The 15,174-nt window shown below is 53.4% G+C and carries 14 protein-coding genes; 11 read left to right on the top strand and 3 right to left on the bottom strand.

The window, feature by feature from the left end:
• Position 1 precedes the first annotated feature (1 nt).
• Complete coding sequence (locus ACYQ8U_RS01130; RefSeq protein WP_459943660.1) at positions 2 to 409, bottom strand: helix-turn-helix domain-containing protein; 408 nt, start codon at positions 407 to 409, stop codon at positions 2 to 4.
• Positions 410 to 739: 330 nt separating this feature from the next.
• On the opposite strand from ACYQ8U_RS01130, the gene ACYQ8U_RS01125 reads away from it, so the two are divergent.
• From ACYQ8U_RS01125 to ACYQ8U_RS01095, 7 genes are all read left to right on the top strand, one after another.
• On the top strand, positions 740 to 1,885 hold the full coding sequence (locus tag ACYQ8U_RS01125) for an acyl-CoA dehydrogenase (RefSeq protein ID WP_459943659.1): 1,146 nt from the start codon (positions 740 to 742) through the stop codon (positions 1,883 to 1,885).
• Between the two features lie 35 nt (positions 1,886 to 1,920).
• Positions 1,921 to 3,903, top strand: coding sequence for a heterodisulfide reductase-related iron-sulfur binding cluster (locus ACYQ8U_RS01120; RefSeq protein WP_459943658.1), 1,983 nt, complete (start codon positions 1,921 to 1,923; stop codon positions 3,901 to 3,903).
• 52 nt (positions 3,904 to 3,955) lie between these two features.
• Positions 3,956 to 4,729 (top strand): electron transfer flavoprotein subunit beta/FixA family protein, encoded by a 774-nt coding sequence (locus tag ACYQ8U_RS01115; protein WP_459943657.1) that lies wholly within the window; start codon positions 3,956 to 3,958, stop codon positions 4,727 to 4,729.
• Between the two features lie 14 nt (positions 4,730 to 4,743).
• Positions 4,744 to 5,661 (top strand): electron transfer flavoprotein subunit alpha/FixB family protein, encoded by a 918-nt coding sequence (locus ACYQ8U_RS01110; RefSeq protein ID WP_459943656.1) that lies wholly within the window; start codon positions 4,744 to 4,746, stop codon positions 5,659 to 5,661.
• Between the two features lie 16 nt (positions 5,662 to 5,677).
• Positions 5,678 to 5,989 carry a hypothetical protein gene (locus ACYQ8U_RS01105; RefSeq protein ID WP_459943655.1) on the top strand — a complete coding sequence of 104 codons (312 nt, stop codon included), beginning with the start codon at positions 5,678 to 5,680 and terminating at the stop codon, positions 5,987 to 5,989.
• 124 nt (positions 5,990 to 6,113) lie between these two features.
• Positions 6,114 to 6,527, top strand: coding sequence for an acyl-CoA thioesterase (locus ACYQ8U_RS01100; RefSeq protein ID WP_459943654.1), 414 nt, complete (start codon positions 6,114 to 6,116; stop codon positions 6,525 to 6,527).
• A 213-nt stretch (positions 6,528 to 6,740) separates the two neighbouring features.
• Positions 6,741 to 7,979 carry an OmpP1/FadL family transporter gene (locus ACYQ8U_RS01095; RefSeq protein ID WP_459943653.1) on the top strand — a complete coding sequence of 413 codons (1,239 nt, stop codon included), beginning with the start codon at positions 6,741 to 6,743 and terminating at the stop codon, positions 7,977 to 7,979.
• Between the two features lie 74 nt (positions 7,980 to 8,053).
• On the opposite strand, the gene ACYQ8U_RS01090 is transcribed toward ACYQ8U_RS01095, so the two are convergent.
• Positions 8,054 to 8,923: a radical SAM protein gene (locus ACYQ8U_RS01090; protein ID WP_459943652.1), complete on the bottom strand. Its 870-nt coding sequence runs from the start codon at positions 8,921 to 8,923 to the stop codon at positions 8,054 to 8,056.
• Positions 8,924 to 9,060: 137 nt separating this feature from the next.
• On the opposite strand from ACYQ8U_RS01090, the gene ACYQ8U_RS01085 reads away from it, so the two are divergent.
• The gene (locus ACYQ8U_RS01085; protein WP_459943651.1) at positions 9,061 to 11,097 is read left to right on the top strand and encodes a 2,4-dienoyl-CoA reductase FMN-binding domain-containing protein; all 2,037 of its coding nucleotides are present in this window, start codon (positions 9,061 to 9,063) and stop codon (positions 11,095 to 11,097) included.
• Here the strand turns inward: ACYQ8U_RS01085 and thpR are convergent.
• Positions 11,094 to 11,630 carry an RNA 2',3'-cyclic phosphodiesterase gene (gene thpR / locus ACYQ8U_RS01080; protein ID WP_459943650.1) on the bottom strand — a complete coding sequence of 179 codons (537 nt, stop codon included), beginning with the start codon at positions 11,628 to 11,630 and terminating at the stop codon, positions 11,094 to 11,096. The genes ACYQ8U_RS01085 and thpR overlap by 4 nt on opposite strands.
• A gap of 156 nt (positions 11,631 to 11,786) precedes the next feature.
• Here thpR and ovoA point away from each other — a divergent pair, with 156 nt between their 5' ends.
• From ovoA to ACYQ8U_RS01065, 3 genes are all read left to right on the top strand, one after another.
• Positions 11,787 to 13,916 carry a 5-histidylcysteine sulfoxide synthase gene (gene ovoA / locus ACYQ8U_RS01075; RefSeq protein ID WP_459943649.1) on the top strand — a complete coding sequence of 710 codons (2,130 nt, stop codon included), beginning with the start codon at positions 11,787 to 11,789 and terminating at the stop codon, positions 13,914 to 13,916.
• 15 nt (positions 13,917 to 13,931) lie between these two features.
• Positions 13,932 to 14,732 (top strand): tRNA pseudouridine(38-40) synthase TruA, encoded by an 801-nt coding sequence (gene truA, locus ACYQ8U_RS01070; protein WP_459943648.1) that lies wholly within the window; start codon positions 13,932 to 13,934, stop codon positions 14,730 to 14,732.
• Between the two features lie 205 nt (positions 14,733 to 14,937).
• A complete protein-coding gene (locus ACYQ8U_RS01065) occupies positions 14,938 to 15,129 on the top strand; it encodes a ferredoxin (protein WP_459943647.1) in 192 nt (63 codons plus the stop codon).
• Positions 15,130 to 15,174 lie beyond the last annotated feature (45 nt).

Raw genomic sequence — 15,174 nt, 5'->3', positions numbered from 1 at the left:
TTTATTGTTCTTTGTCGTTGTGGGTGAGAAATTCGGTCATGCGTATGCGGTACTCGACGATATCTTTGCGGAGTGAGGAGAGGTTGGCCATTTTTTCATCGACTTTGGCAATGTGGTTGTCGAGGATCTCGATGAGTTTTGGCGTGATCTTGTTGAAGTCTTTCTCGTGAATATCAAAAATATTGGAGAGTTGTTCGATCTCTTTCAGGGAAATGCCCATTGTTTTCAGTTTCAGAATGAATTTCAGCCTGAGGACGTCGTCATTGGTGTAGGTACGGGTGCTGCCACCGAGCCGTTCACTTTTACCCATCAGACCTATTTCTTCGTAGTAGCGGATCGTCCGTGTGGTAATGCCGAGGCTTTTGGCTAATTCGCCAATCTGTACCAGTTTGGACCCGGGTTTGTTCATGTTGTCATCCTTTGTCTAAGAACCGCGAACGCGACTGGTGCTCCATGGAAAATGCGGCCAGGCGCGGTCTGCTCTTCTTCACCGAATGTATTGTTGGGAGAAGAAGAACATTCACCTTTACGTAATATGTTTTTGGCAAAGTATCATGTCGGTCCTTCCTCTGTCAAATGAAAAAAGTAGATTGCAACGGTGTGTTCTACGGGTTTGCGAAGGATTTGCAAAAGAGGCTGAAAAAACTTGACCTTAACGTAAGCATTATTTATAAAGGGGAATGCAAAACATTCAGGATGTAGAGTATGAAGACCTTGATCCCCTGCCGGAGGATATACTATGAATTTTGAACCCACTGAAGAACAGAGTCTCCTGCGCGACATGGTCCGTGAATTTGCCGAGAAGGAAGTCGCTCCCTCCGCCGCCGAACGGGATGAGGCAGAGCGGTTTGATCGCCGCTTGATGTTTGATCGACTTGCCGAGCTTGGCCTGACGGGCATTGTTTTTCCAGAGGAATATGGTGGTGCGGGTGCCGACTATATCAGTTACGCCATCGCCGTCGAAGAATTGTCGAGGGTCTGTGCGTCAACCGGAGTAACCCTTTCCGCCCACTTATCTCTTGGTTCCAATCCAATCTATCTCTTTGGCAGCGAGACACAAAAACAACAGTTCCTCGTTCCTTTGGCCGAAGGCCGGAAAATGGGTGCCTTTGGGTTGACCGAACCTTCCGCCGGATCGGATGCCGGAGGGACCAGAACCACGGCGGTCAGAGATGGTGATTCCTGGATTCTGAACGGCACGAAAATATTTATCACCAATGCCGGCGAGGCGGAAGTCTATATCGTTTTTGCCAGGACGGACAAGGATGCCAAGAAACATTACGGCATCAGTGCTTTTATCGTCGAGAAAGGCACGGCAGGCTTTTCCTTCGGCAAAAAAGAGCAGAAAATGGGCATCCGCTCCTCTCCGACCATGGAACTCATTTTTCAGGATTGCCGAATTCCCGCGGCCAACCTGCTCGGCCTGGAAGGCGAGGGGTTCAAGGTCGCCATGAAGACCCTCGATGGAGGCCGCATCGGCATAGCCTCCCAGGCCCTGGGGATTGCCCAGGGGGCCCTGGATGCTGCCGTCAACTATGCCAAGGAGCGTCAGCAGTTCGGCACCCCGATCGGTCGCTTTCAAGGCGTGCAGTTTCAGCTGGCCGATATGGCCACCCAGATAGAGGCGTCAAGGTTCCTCGTCTACAACGCCGCCTACCGCGCCAGTAACGGGCTGTCCTATTCGCAGCAGTCGGCTATGGCCAAACTGATGGCCAGCGAAACGGCCATGCGGGTGACGACCCAGGCCGTGCAGATTCTCGGTGGCTATGGCTATACCCGGGATTTTCCTGTAGAGAGGATGATGCGGGATGCGAAAATTACCGAGATTTATGAAGGGACCAGTGAGGTGCAGCGCCTGGTTATCGGCAGCGCACTGACACGGTGAAAAGAAAAAAAGCAGTAACTGAGATGGAGAAGATTATGGAATTTACCCGTGAAATTTACTGGAATGTTGGTCATGGTGCAGGGACTCTGGTGCCCATGTACCTGTTCGCCTTTGCCGCGATCGGCCTGCTGGTGCGAGGATTTCTGCAGAGAGCCAAGGTGTACAAACAAGGTCTGCCGCTGAACCGGACCGATCAGCTGGGCAAACGGATTCGCCATATGCTGGAAAATGTTCTGCTGCAGAAAAAGGTGGCCAGGGTCCGCTGGCCGGGCCTGCTGCATGGTTTTTTCTTCTGGGGATTCGGCCTGCTGTTTATCGGTACCACCCTTATCGTCATTCAGGCCGATTTTACCGATCTGTTCTTTGATGTAAAATTTCTCAAAGGCACATTTTACCTGCTGTTTTCGATCATTCTTGATGTCGCCGGTCTGGTCTGTATCTTGATGCTCGGTGGTCTGCTGGTCCGACGGTATTTTTTTGCCCCGGAGGGACTGGAGACGAAAAATGATGATGCCATCATGCATGGGCTGCTTCTGGCCATTCTGCTCACCGGTTTTCTGATCGAGGGTGCACGAATAGCCGTAACCGAACTTGGCACACCGCTGTCTTTCTGGTCGCCGATGGGGTTGCTGGTGGCAAATGGCATCTCCGGCATGGGCGAGGATGGGCTGCGGGCACTGCATAAAGTGATCTGGTGGTTCCATCTGCTGCTGGTCATGGGCTTTTTTGTCCTCATTCCCCTGACCAAATTTAGACATATTTTCACCACCAGCACCAATTATCTTTTTGATGATCTCGGGCCCAAGGGCAAGCTCGTCACTATCGATATGGAAAATGAGGAGGTCGAGACCTTCGGGACCAGCCAACTGAAAGAAACGACCTGGAAGGATATCTTCGATGCCGATGCCTGTACCCTGTGCATGCGCTGTCAGGATCGCTGCCCGGCCTTTAATACCGGCAAGCCGCTTTCGCCGATGAAGGTCGTCAATCAACTGGGTGAGGTCGCCTTTAACAATCCGGAAGCGAACCTGATCGACACCTTCAGCAAGGATGTCCTCTGGTCGTGTACCACCTGTTTTGCCTGCCAGGAGATCTGCCCTGCCGCAATTGAACATGTGCGAAAGATCATTGATTGTCGTCGGGCCATGGTGCTGATGGAAGGAGAATTTCCTGGGGAAGAGGTGATGACCGCCATGGAAGCAACCGAGGTAAACGGTAATCCTCTCGGCATCGGCTATGCCGAACGGGGGGACTGGGCAGGGGAATTGGGCATCAAGCCGCTGGCCGAGGATGCGGAGGTTGATATCCTCTATTTTGTCGGCTGCTATGCCTCCTTTGACAAACGCAATATTTCTGTCGCCAAAAGCTTTATCAAGCTCTGTCAGGCTGCCGGGGTGAAAGTCGGTATTCTCGGCAAGGAAGAAAAATGCTGCGGCGAGCCGATGCGCAAGATGGGTAATGAGTATCTGTATCAGACCCTGGCCGGAGAGAATATCGAAGTAATGAAAGCCTATGGGATCAAAAAAATAGTCACCACCTGTCCGCACTGTTTCAATACCCTGGCGAAAGATTATCGCGATCTGGATTTTGCAATCGAAGTAGAACCCTATACCGTATTTCTGGAAAAACTTCTGGCCGACGGCAAGCTGCGGCTAGACGCCAGAGAGCTGTCCTGTACCTACCATGATTCCTGTTATCTTGGACGGCATAATAATATCTATGATGCCCCGAGAGCGCTTATCAAGGCGGCCGGCGGCAGGCTGGTGGAGATGGAGAAAAACCGGGCCGAGGCCTTCTGCTGCAGCGCCGGCGGCGGTCGGATTCTCGCCGAAGAAAAAATCGGCGAACGGATAAATATCAAGCGGGTGAAAATGGCCGCCGAGACCGGGGCGGCAACTTTGCTGTCCAACTGTCCGTTTTGCCTGACTATGTTTGAGGATGGGGTGAAAGGCGCCGAGGTGGAAGAATCCCTGAAGCCAAGGGATATTGCCGAGATCCTTGCCGCAAGAATCGTTTGATGAAGGTAAACAACAAGAAAGAAGTTCTACGTCACTCACCTGGAGGAAAGATATGAAAATTCTCGTTTGCATAAAACAGGTTCCCGATATGGAATCTAAATTCAAGGTCGATGCCGGGGGTACCTGGTACGCGAAAAATGATCTGGCCTGGCGAATGAACGAATATGATGAATACGCCGTCGAGCAGGCGGTTCAACTGAAAGAACAGGAAAAAGATGCCGACCTGACGGTCCTGTGCATCGGTTCCGAGAAGGTCAAGGAAACCATGAAAAAGGCCCTGGCCATGGGCTGTGACCGCGGCGTGCATATCGCCGATGAGGAGGTCAGCGGCAAGGAACCCTATCAGATTGCCGACATCATCGCCGAGTATGCCAAGGATAAAAATTTTGACATGATCTTCACCGGCCTGCAGTCCCAGGACCGGGGCAGCGCCCAGGTGGGGATTTTAGTCGCCGAAATGCTCGGCATACCAGGAATTACCACCGTGGTCAGTTTCGCCTTTAAGGATGGTGTCGTTGAGGCTAAACGCGAACTCGAAGGAGGTATCAAAGCCTGTGTCAGCGTTGCTGCCCCGGCGGTTATCACCTGTCAGCTGGGCCTCAATACCCCGCGCTATCCAACCCTGCCCAATATCATGAAGGCCAAGAAAAAAGAACTGCTTTCCCTTCCGGTGCAGGAGCTCTTAAAAGTTGAAGCGCGGCAGGAAACCGCCAAAATGTACTTTCCGGAAAAGAAAGGCGGCGGGCTGGTTCTTGAGGGAGATGCCGCGGCGTTGGCTGATCAACTGATCAAGATCTTGAAAGAAAAAACTGCTGTTCTGGGTTAGGAGAGGAGACGATAATGAAAATATTGCTTATTGCTGAAAGTAGGGAAGGAAAACTGCTCGGAAGTTGCTATGAATTGATAGCCTTTGCCGAGAAAATGGCGGCTGAGACGGCGATGGTTCTGGTCGGCAGCGACAGCTCCCTGCCGCAGTTTGCCGGCAAACTCTACCTTGCCGATGCGGCCGCTGCCGGTGAATACAATCCGGATGTGCATAAACAGCTGATCCTCGAGGTCGTGGCCAAAGAGCAGCCGGACATGGTTGCCTTCTCCCACTCCTCTTACGGCTGGGATCTCGCACCGCGTATAGCCTTTGCCCTCAAGGCGGCGCAGATTTCCGAGGTGGTCGATGTGGTTGACGGCACCATGGTCGTCCCCGTCTGCAATGCCAAACTGCGCCGCGATGTGAAGGTGAAAACGGAGAAGACGGTAGTCACCCTGCAGGCCGGAGCCTTTGGTTTGGACGAGGCACCGAGCGCTACGCCAACTGTTGAAAAAATAAGCGTCGAGGCTGGCGGCAAGATCCGTTTTACCGGTTATGAGCAGGCGGAGATGGGTGGCGTCGATTTAGGCAAGGCCAAGATCATCGTCAGTGCCGGGCGGGGTATCGGCAAGCCGGAAAATGTGGCGATGATCGCCGCTCTGGCCAAGGCGCTCGGCGGGGAATACGGCGCCAGCCGACCGGTGGTCGATTCCGAGTGGGTCGAGCATAATCGTCAGGTCGGCACGACCGGACAGACCGTGGCCCCGAAACTGTATATTGCCTGCGGCATTTCCGGAGCTATCCAGCATCTTGCCGGGATGAAAAAGTCGGAATTTATCGTCGCCGTCAATACCGATAAGGATGCGCCTATCGGTGATGTGGCTGACGTGCTGGTGGTCGCTGATCTGAAGCAGTTTGTCCCGGCTCTTACTGAAAAGATTCTGGCTTTATAGGCAAAAGGAGCAGGCTATGCTGCAGGCAATATTCAACAGACTTCCGGAATCTTTTGTTGCCGGAGTTTTTGCCAAACCGACGAGTTTTTATTTTTCGCTCGGAGACCTGAAAAAATCCGTGCAATGCAGCGCGGACAGCTGCACGGTCAGTGATGGCCGTACTGTTGACAATGCCGATTGTGTCTGCAAGACCAGCCCGGAATTTTTTCTGAAGATCTGGGAGGAAAATTACCGTCCGGGGATGAAGGATTTCATGAGCGGGACCATTAAGTCGAATAATCCAGGTGCGCTGCAGGATTTTTTGCGCAGCTTCGGCAAGGATGGTTGACGGTAAACCCGGAACGGCATAGGAGCCGTGATGAAATATAAGAAATTGTTCGAGTTATTTCGTTACGGTTCCTCAGCCAATAGGCAGAAGTTTTTGACCCGAGATAATCAGAGTGGTGAGAGTGATGCAATATTTAACGGAAATAAAAGTACGGGGTTATCACGCCGATTTTTACGGTCATGTGAATAATGCCAGGTATCTGGAGTTTTTTGAGGAAGACCGGTGGGCCCAGCTGGAATCAAAAATTGACCTGAAAAAATGGGCGGCCCAGGGGATCATCTATCTCGTGGTCAATATCAATGTCAACTATCGCCTGGCCGTACCGGTTGGCGAAACGCTGCTTGTTACCACGGATGTTAAAAAAATCGGCAAGAGAAGTGTTGTTCTGCAACAGAAAATTCTTCTCAAAGAATCGCTGGCTGTTGCCGCCGATGCGCTTATCACCTTTGTCATAGCCGATAAAAGCGGTCGGGCGGTAGCGATGGAAGGGGAGATGCTGCGGGAGATTGAAAAACTGCGTCAAACCGAACCAGTATGATTTATGATTGACATTCATTGTAATTATATATTACAAGCGAAGGGAGGTAGGCAATGGCAAACTTCGCTGTAAAGGTTGACTTGAACGTAAGATGTAATGTCGTAGGTTGAAGGGAGAGATCTATTCCAGAAGATTCTGTGGAATGGAGGGTATGAGGCGTCTGTCGGTGGGTTGGCAGATTTGCGTAATTTCAAGACCGAGGGGAGAAGAAGTATGAAGAAAAAGATTTCTGTATTGGCCCTGGCATCACTCTTTGTTGCGGGGTCCGCAATGGCTTCCGGATGGCGTATCCCGGAGCAGTCGGTTGATTCAACGGCCAAGGCTGGTGCCAATATCGCGTCATCGACCAGGGCTGACACCGCCTATTATAACCCCGCCAATATGGCCTGGATGGAAGATCGTTATCATCTGGAGGTAGATGCCACCTATATTTTTCTTTCTGAAATTGATTATGATGATAATCGTAGTGCTGCACTTGACGGGAGTTCAGAAGAAGAAAATTTCTTTGTCCCCACCGGTTTTCTCGTTTCCCCCTCCTACGGTGGTGCCCGCTTTGGTCTGTCCGTGACTGCACCCGCCGGCTTGTCCAAGCGCTGGAAGGATCCGTGGCCGAAAACTTTTGCCCAGGAATTCTCCCTTGCGGTCATCGAGGCGAACCCGACCGTCTCCTATAGTTTTAACGATATGGTCTCTATTGCCGCCGGTGTACGCATGCTCTATGCCGATGCCACGGTAACAAGTGATGGGATTTTACCAATTCCCGGAATGGGTGCATTTAGATTTTCGCGGGACATGGAAGGCGATACGACGGAATGGGGCTGGAATGTGGCTGTTGCCGTCAAGCCAATTGAAAAATTAAACATCTCCGCAACCTATCGTTCCCATGTTGATCTTGATTTTAAGGACGATGCTGATCTTAGTCTTTTCAGTGGGGCTGTTGCAGGAACTTTTGATGCCGATGTCTCTGTTCCCGTCCCGGCGGTCTTTGCCCTGTCCGTTGCCTATGATGTATTGGAAAATTTGAATGTCGAGCTTACCTGGGACAGAACCTTCTGGTCGGAGTATGAGGACCTTGATTTTAATTTCTCTCCGAATGTCGGTGGTGCAAATATATTCGAAACTCCGGTGGCCAAAGACTGGGACGATGCTAATGCCTTTCGTATCGGTTTAACCTGGGCTGTCAACGATACCTGGACGCTTATGGGCGGTTTTGCTTATGATGAAACTCCGGTTCAGGATGAAACTATTGGTTTTGAACTGCCGGATTCCGATGCCTGGATCTATTCAGTTGGTGCCCAATATAAGGTAAGTGACAAGATGGATGTCGGTATCGCGGCCCTCTACGATTACAAGGAATCCCGCACGGCACAGGATGAGAAAGGGTACATCGATGGTGAATTCACCAACGCTTCGGCACTTCTCATCAGCGTCGGCATGAATTACAGGTTTTAGCGTAGAAGTGTAAAGGAAGAGTAAAAAACCCCTTGCTGCCCGGCAGCAAGGGGTTTTTGTTTTTTCCGGCCAGGCTATAACCCACGCATATTTTCCGGCCTGAGGCTGACCTTGCCCGCCAGGGCCCCGGCAATACGTTGCAGGGTTGCCGCCTTGTCGTGCGGCAGTCTGGCCTTTATCGGCAGGTAGTTCGAGGCATGATTGGCATGGAAGTAGCCATCGGACAGGTCGGTATGGGTAAACATGATGGCCAGTTCCTCGAGCATCTCCGTCGTTGAAGGCAGCAGGAACGCGCCTTTTTCCGCGGCGTTGCAAAGCGGCGTGCCGGGCGTGAGGATAAGACTCAAGGCGCCGACATACTCCGGATCGATGGCGGTGAGGACCCGGCCGGTCTCCCGGGCATGGATATGCGAACGTTCCTTGCCGCCGATACCGAGCATGACGGTGACGGACAGTTTTATCCCCGAGGCGCGCAGCTTTTTGCCCATGTCGATCATCCGCGCGGCATCGGCACCCTTGTTAATCTGCTGCAGGGTGACGTCATCGCCGGACTCGAGGCCCATATAGGCGATCTGCAGTCCATGCTCGCGGAGCTCTCGCAGCTGTTCGGGGCTCTTGCGCATGATGCTCTTGGTGTTGGCATAGGTGCCGATTCTCGTCACCCAGGGCAGTTTCGTGCGGATGGCCGACAGGATAGTCAGCAGTCGCTCCTGGGAGATGATCATGGCGTCCCCGTCACAAAGGAACAGTCGATCCTGCCGGCGGCAGTGGACGGCGGCGAAATCGATGTCGGCCATGATCGTCCGGTCGTCTTTTATGGAGAACCGGCTTCCTTTGTACAGGTGGCAGAAGGTGCATTTGTTGTGCGAACAGCCGGTGGTAATCTGCAATAAAATCGAGTAGGCTTCACTCGGTGGTCGAAAAATATTTCCTTGATAATGCATGGTTTTTCTTTGATGACTTAAGTGGTTGAGAGAATAAAAGAGAATGTCAACAGAAGCGAAAAAAGCGATTGGCTGCTGGTAAAAGTCGACACAAACATTATGTACTGACTACTATAGAACAGAGGGCTCATTTGACAATGAAAGATTTACCTTTAGTGGCACATTCGATGTTCCCGCATCTGCTGCAACCCCTTGATCTCGGTTTCGTCACCTTGAAAAATCGTGTCCTTATGGGGTCGATGCATACCGGCCTTGAAGAGGAAAAAGACGGCTTTCGCCGCATGGCCGCCTACTATGCGGCGCGGGCGGCCGGGGGCGTCGGCCTGATGGTCACCGGTGGCGTCGCGCCGAACAGATCCGGCTGGGTGGCGCCTTTTTCGCTGCGGCTGGCCAGTCGTTCCCAGGTGCGGGACCATACGATGATAACCGAGGCGGTGCACGCGGCAGACGGCCGGATATGCATGCAGATTCTCCATGCCGGACGCTATGGCTACCATCCGCTCTGTGTCGCACCCACCTCGATCAAGGCGCCGATTAACAGGTTCAAGCCAAGGGCGTTAAGCAACCGTGGTATTGTCTCGACGATCGGCGATTTCGTCAAATGTAGTGGTCTAGCCCGGGAGGCCGGCTACGATGGGGTGGAGATCATGGGTTCGGAGGGCTATCTCATCAATCAGTTTATTGCCAGAAAGACCAATCGCCGTGAAGATGAGTGGGGCGGCTCCTTTGACAACCGCATCCGCTTTCCCCTGGAAATCATCCGTGGGGTGCGACAGGCGGTCGGCAAGGATTTTATCATCATCTTCCGGCTGTCGATGCTCGACCTGGTCAAAGGCGGCTCGACCTGGGACGAGATTGTCCGGCTCGCCAAAGAGATTGAACGGGCAGGCGCGACCATTATCAATACCGGTATCGGCTGGCATGAAGCGCGAGTGCCGACCATAGCCACCATGGTCCCGCGGGCCGGGTTTGCCTGGGTGACCAGGCGGCTGATGGGTGAGGTGACCATTCCTCTGGTCACGACAAACCGCATCAATATGCCCGAGGTGGCCGAAGCGGTCCTGGCCGCAGGCTGCGGCGATATGGTCAGCATGGCCAGGCCGTTTCTCGCCGATCCGGAGTGGGTGCAAAAGGCCAGAGAAGGCCGAGTCGACGAAATCAACACCTGTATCGGCTGCAACCAGGCCTGTCTGGACCAGATCTTTGCCCGCAAGACCGCCACCTGCCTGGTCAATCCCCGGGCCTGCCGGGAGACCATCAAACCCTTTGTCAAGGCAATGCAAAAAAAGCGCGTGGTTGTGGTCGGCGCCGGCCCGGCCGGTCTTGCCTGCGCGACAACGGCGGCGGCGCGAGGTCATGCGGTGACACTTTTCGAGGCGACCGGGGAAATCGGCGGCCAGTTTCGCCTGGCCCGGCAGATTCCCGGCAAGGATGAATTTGCCGAGACCCTGCGGTATTACCGCAGGCAACTGGAGCTGCACGGTGTCGATGTCCGGTTGCACAGCAAAGCCAGACCATCCGACGTGATGGGTTTTGATGAAATTATCCTCAGCACCGGCGTGGTGCCACGGAAAATTCAGCTGGAAGGCGCGGATCGCGACAATGTCCATCTGTACAACGAGGTCCTCAGCGGGGAAAAACACATCGGCGGCCGGGTGGCCGTCATTGGCGCCGGGGGTATTGGTTTTGATATGGCCACCTACCTGCTCCATGACCAGTCCGGACCGGACAGCATTGAAAAATTTATGGCCGAATGGGGCGTTGACATGGACTATAAAGGCGATGGCGGCCTGGGGGAGATCCAGCCGGCGATTCCGGCCAGAAAGATCTACCTGCTCCAGCGAAAAAATACCAAGCCGGGCGCGGGCCTCGGCAAAACCACCGGGTGGATCCATCGGTCGATATTGAAAAAGAACGGCGTGCACATGCTGAACGGCGTCGAGTATCTAGCGGTCAATGATCGAGGATTGCTCATCCGCCATGGCGGTCGGGAACAGCTCCTCGAGGTCGCTGATGTGGTCATCTGCGCCGGGCAGCTGTCGGAGCTGGCATTGGCCGGCGAGCTCGATGCCCGGGGGGTTGCCTATCATCTTATCGGCGGCGCTTTGAAGGCGGCCGAGCTGGATGCGAAAAGGGCTATTGCGCAAGGGACCGAGGTGGCCGATCGTCTTTAGATCAGCGGATAAGACCGTTCAAGAGTATGCTGCGCACCTTTTTGCGTCAGGCGGCTGCTGTAGAGATGGAAGCTTTCCACCGGAAACTCCGCAGTCTGGAAAAAGGCATTGCCGGCGAGAAACTGCTGCAGATGGCGGATGGAGCAGTTTCTCAGCCGGGCGATGGTTAAATGGGGGATATACTTTTTTTTATCTCGGGGAATATTGATGACCGCAAGAGTTCTTTCTATGGAGTTGCGCAGCGGCAGTAGGTGTTCTCCAGCTTCGACGCCGACCCAGAGGATGCGCGGAATCCCCCGGGGGGGAAAGGTGCCGATGCCTTTCAGTGCTATGGAGAATTTGGGGAGAAAAATTTCTGTCAGGGCATCGCGGATATCAAGCAATCTGCTCCCTTCCACCTCGCCGATAAATTTCAGGGTGAGATGTAGCTGATCCGCCGGAACAGGACTTGTATTGGCGATCGACCTGCCCATTCCTTCCACTTCCCTGCGGACAGCTTCGGGAACGTCTATGGCGATAAATAACCGAATCATTGGCAGCCTACCTGGTCAGCAACAAATGACGCCTCTTTCCCCACAGAGAAAAAAGCAGGAAAATATTTTCTGCGTCATTATTATTCCCTGTATGCGTTATCTTGTTTACCAACAATTGTAACTATGGCCCACGGGTTTGCCAACGAGGAAGAGACCATGGATCTGAAAAAAAGCCGTACTATCATTCTTAATAAAGGCAGCGAAGCAGACAAGCGACAGGAGATTCTGCACTACTTTCACAAGACCTTCGATCTGGACGAACAGCTGTATGACCACCTGGCCCGGGACAAGGCCTTCTCCCTGCGGGCCGAACCACTCCGGCATCCGCTGATTTTTTATTTTGGCCATACCGCATCTTTTTATATCAACAAGCTGAATATTGCCCGGTTGATCGATCAGCGGATCAATCCCGCCTTTGAATCGATGTTCGCTATCGGGGTGGACGAAATGTCCTGGGATGATCTGAACGAGCAGAACTATGACTGGCCGACAGTCGACGAGGTCCGGACCTACCGCAGGGAAGTGCGGGATTTTGTCACCGGAGTCATCAGGGAACTGCCTCTGTCGATGCCGATAACCTGGGACAGTCCTTTCTGGGTGATCATGATGGGCATTGAGCATCAGCGGATTCATCTTGAAACCTCCTCGGTAATTATCCGCCGACTGCCGATTGAAGAGGTTCGACCCCTTGCCGACTGGGACATCTGTCCGCTGCACGGCACGGCTCCGGACAACCGGCTGCTCATGGTGCCGGGGGGAAAGGTCGTTCTCAGCAAGAGCAAGGATCACCCCCTGTACGGCTGGGACAATGAGTTCGGCCGCCATGCGTTCGAGGTGTGGGATTTCAAGGCCGCCAGGTATCTGGTGTCAAATAGCGAATTTCTCGCCTTTGTCGAAGATGACGGTTATAGAAAAGAGCAGTACTGGACGGAAGAGGGACGGCAGTGGGTCAGCTTCAGCAAGGCACGGCAACCGTTGTTCTGGATAAAGGGGGCGGAGGGGTATCGGCTCAGAACCCTTGCCGCCGTGATCGATATGCCCTGGAACTGGCCGGTGGAAGTCAACTATCTCGAGGCGAAGGCCTTCTGCAACTGGCTGGCGGAGAAAAAAGGAGCTGCCATCCGTTTGCCGACCGAGGATGAATGGTATCGTCTGCGCGAGCTGCACGACATAGCGGATCAGCCCTACTGGCCGGAGGATCCAGGGGCTCCCGGTAATATCAACCTGGAATACTGGGCGTCATCCTGTCCGGTCGACCATTTTCAGTTCGGCGAATTCTATGATATCATCGGCAATGTCTGGCAGTGGACGGAGACGCCGATCAGCGGTTTTGACGGTTTTGAGGTGCATTCCTGCTATGATGATTTTTCAACGCCGACCTTTGACACGCAGCATAATCTGATCAAGGGCGGCTCGTGGATTTCCACCGGCAACGAGGCCACCCGAGATGCCCGTTACGCCTTTCGCCGCCATTTTTTTCAGCATGCGGGATTTCGCTATGTCGAGGCGGAGCAACCCCTGGCGGTGCCCCATGCGATGTATGAAACCGATGCAGCCGTGTCACAATACTGTGAGGCGCACTATGGCCGGACTTTTTTTGCTGTGGCCAATTTCCCGGCCGCCTGTGCGGCCATATGTCTTGAAAATATGCAGGGCAAGACGAAAAACAGGGCCCTTGATCTCGGCTGCTCCGTGGGACGAGCCGCCTTTGAACTGGCCAGGGAATTTCACTTGGTGCATGGACTCGATTTTTCCGCGAGGTTTATCCGGAACGCCTACCAGATGCAGGAAAAGGGGGTGTTGCGCTACGAACTCCCCGAAGAAGGCGAGATTGTTTCCTACCACGAGAGGAGGCTCACCGATCTCAATCTTAGCCAAACCGCCGGTCGGGTCGAATTTTACCAGGCCGATGCGCTGAATCTGAAGCCGCAATTTAAAGAATATGATCTGATTCTTGCCGCTAATCTGCTCGACCGGTTGTCAAAGCCGGCAAAATTTTTGGCCACCATCCATGAACGTCTCAACGAAGGAGGACTGCTGGTCCTTGCCTCACCGTATACCTGGCTGGAAGAATTTACCCGCCGGGAAGACTGGATCGGCGGTTACAGGAAGGATGGCGAGCCTTACACAACAATGCAGGGACTGCGGGATCATCTGCAGCACCATTTTATGCTGATCGGCGAACCGCGTGACATAGAATTCGTCATCAGGGAGACTGGTCGGAAATTCCAGCATTCCATCAGCCAGCTGACCGTCTGGCAGAAAACAGTCTCAGAGAAAAGGTAAGGAGAACTACGGACCATGGGGACAATAGCACCACGCCGTTATAAGCTTATCCTCGAGTACGACGGCACCAATTTCAGCGGCTGGCAGAAACAAAACGATGCACGAACCGTGCAGGGCGACCTGCTGAAGGGTGCTGAGCGGGTCTTTGGGCCGGTGGCAATGGATATCCAGGGCTGCGGCCGTACCGATGCCGGGGTCCATGCTCTGCAATATGCCGCCCATCTGGAGGTGACAAGCGCGCTGGAACCGGGAACAGTGGCAGCGCGGCTCAACGATACCCTGCCGAAGGATCTCGCCGTTCTGGCGGTGGAGCCGGTCGATGCGCGCTTTCATGCCCGGCACAACTGTCTGGCTAGAAGCTATATCTATCAGATAAAACGGCGCAAATCCGCCTTCGCCAAACGCTACAACTGGTGGGTGCGCGAAGAGCTCGATGTCGCTGCCATGCGGCGTGCCGCCGAGGTGATGGTCGGCATGCATGATTTTGCCGCCTTCGCCGAAAAACAGGAGCTGAAAAAGTCGACCAGGGTGCTCGTGCATGGGGTGCAGCTGGTTGAAGACGGAGATGTGCTGAGTATCAGGGTGATCGGCTCGCATTTTCTCTGGCGGATGGTGCGCCGGATGGTCGGGGTGCTGGTCGAGGTCGGTGGCCATCGACTGACGGCAGAAGATGTCCGCCATTTTTTGCAAGGGCCGTCGACGGTGCCGTTCAATCATACCGCGCCACCGGCCGGGCTGTTTTTTGAACGGGCCTTTTACGATGCGCAGGTGTTGAAAAAATTGTATTTGTCCAGCAGCACAGAAAGTCCTCTTTAACTGGAAAATGTCCTGAACAACAGGAAAAAAAGAAGAGGAGTCGGTTGCCGGATCGCACAATTGGTCCTGTTTCCTGTTCATCCTGGCAGTGCTGACAACGGCATGTTTTTTGCTTTATTTTTTATCAGCGAGCAACTCTTGTCGAGTGTTGCAGGCGATATGGCAAGGAACAACAACTCAATCTGTTTACTTAAAGGAGATGGTTATGTCAAAAATAGTGATCGACACGGATGAATGCATTGGCTGTCAAGCATGTGTCGAAACCTGTCCGGAAGTTTTTGCCTTTAATGATGATGAAGAAAAAGCCTCTGTAATCGATGGATCGGATGCGGACGCGGATTGCGTCGATGAGGCTATCGCCTCCTGCCCGGTCGAATGTATTAGCAAAGAGGATTAGTACCTTACAGATTGTTTTCTTGTTTTTTGCAAGAAATAATCTGTC

This window comes from Desulfocastanea catecholica (genome assembly GCF_054657295.1).
The sequence above is the reverse complement of the archived record's forward strand: the minus strand, read 5'-3'. Positions and strand labels throughout refer to the sequence as shown.

Bases quoted from the DNA above. Each gene is read 5' to 3' on its own strand.
- ACYQ8U_RS01130 (WP_459943660.1), bottom strand. From the start codon at position 409: ATGAACAAACCCGGGTCCAAACTGGTACAGATTGGCGAATTAGCCAAA.
- ACYQ8U_RS01065 (WP_459943647.1), top strand. From the start codon at position 14,938: ATGTCAAAAATAGTGATCGACACGGATGAATGCATTGGCTGTCAAGCA.
- truA (WP_459943648.1), top strand. From the start codon at position 13,932: ATGGGGACAATAGCACCACGCCGTTATAAGCTTATCCTCGAGTACGAC.
- ACYQ8U_RS01105 (WP_459943655.1), top strand. From the start codon at position 5,678: ATGCTGCAGGCAATATTCAACAGACTTCCGGAATCTTTTGTTGCCGGA.
- ACYQ8U_RS01095 (WP_459943653.1), top strand. From the start codon at position 6,741: ATGAAGAAAAAGATTTCTGTATTGGCCCTGGCATCACTCTTTGTTGCG.
- ovoA (WP_459943649.1), top strand. From the start codon at position 11,787: ATGGATCTGAAAAAAAGCCGTACTATCATTCTTAATAAAGGCAGCGAA.
- thpR (WP_459943650.1), bottom strand. From the start codon at position 11,630: ATGATTCGGTTATTTATCGCCATAGACGTTCCCGAAGCTGTCCGCAGG.
- ACYQ8U_RS01100 (WP_459943654.1), top strand. From the start codon at position 6,114: ATGCAATATTTAACGGAAATAAAAGTACGGGGTTATCACGCCGATTTT.
- ACYQ8U_RS01125 (WP_459943659.1), top strand. From the start codon at position 740: ATGAATTTTGAACCCACTGAAGAACAGAGTCTCCTGCGCGACATGGTC.
- ACYQ8U_RS01115 (WP_459943657.1), top strand. From the start codon at position 3,956: ATGAAAATTCTCGTTTGCATAAAACAGGTTCCCGATATGGAATCTAAA.
- ACYQ8U_RS01110 (WP_459943656.1), top strand. From the start codon at position 4,744: ATGAAAATATTGCTTATTGCTGAAAGTAGGGAAGGAAAACTGCTCGGA.
- ACYQ8U_RS01085 (WP_459943651.1), top strand. From the start codon at position 9,061: ATGAAAGATTTACCTTTAGTGGCACATTCGATGTTCCCGCATCTGCTG.
- ACYQ8U_RS01120 (WP_459943658.1), top strand. From the start codon at position 1,921: ATGGAATTTACCCGTGAAATTTACTGGAATGTTGGTCATGGTGCAGGG.
- ACYQ8U_RS01090 (WP_459943652.1), bottom strand. From the start codon at position 8,923: ATGCATTATCAAGGAAATATTTTTCGACCACCGAGTGAAGCCTACTCG.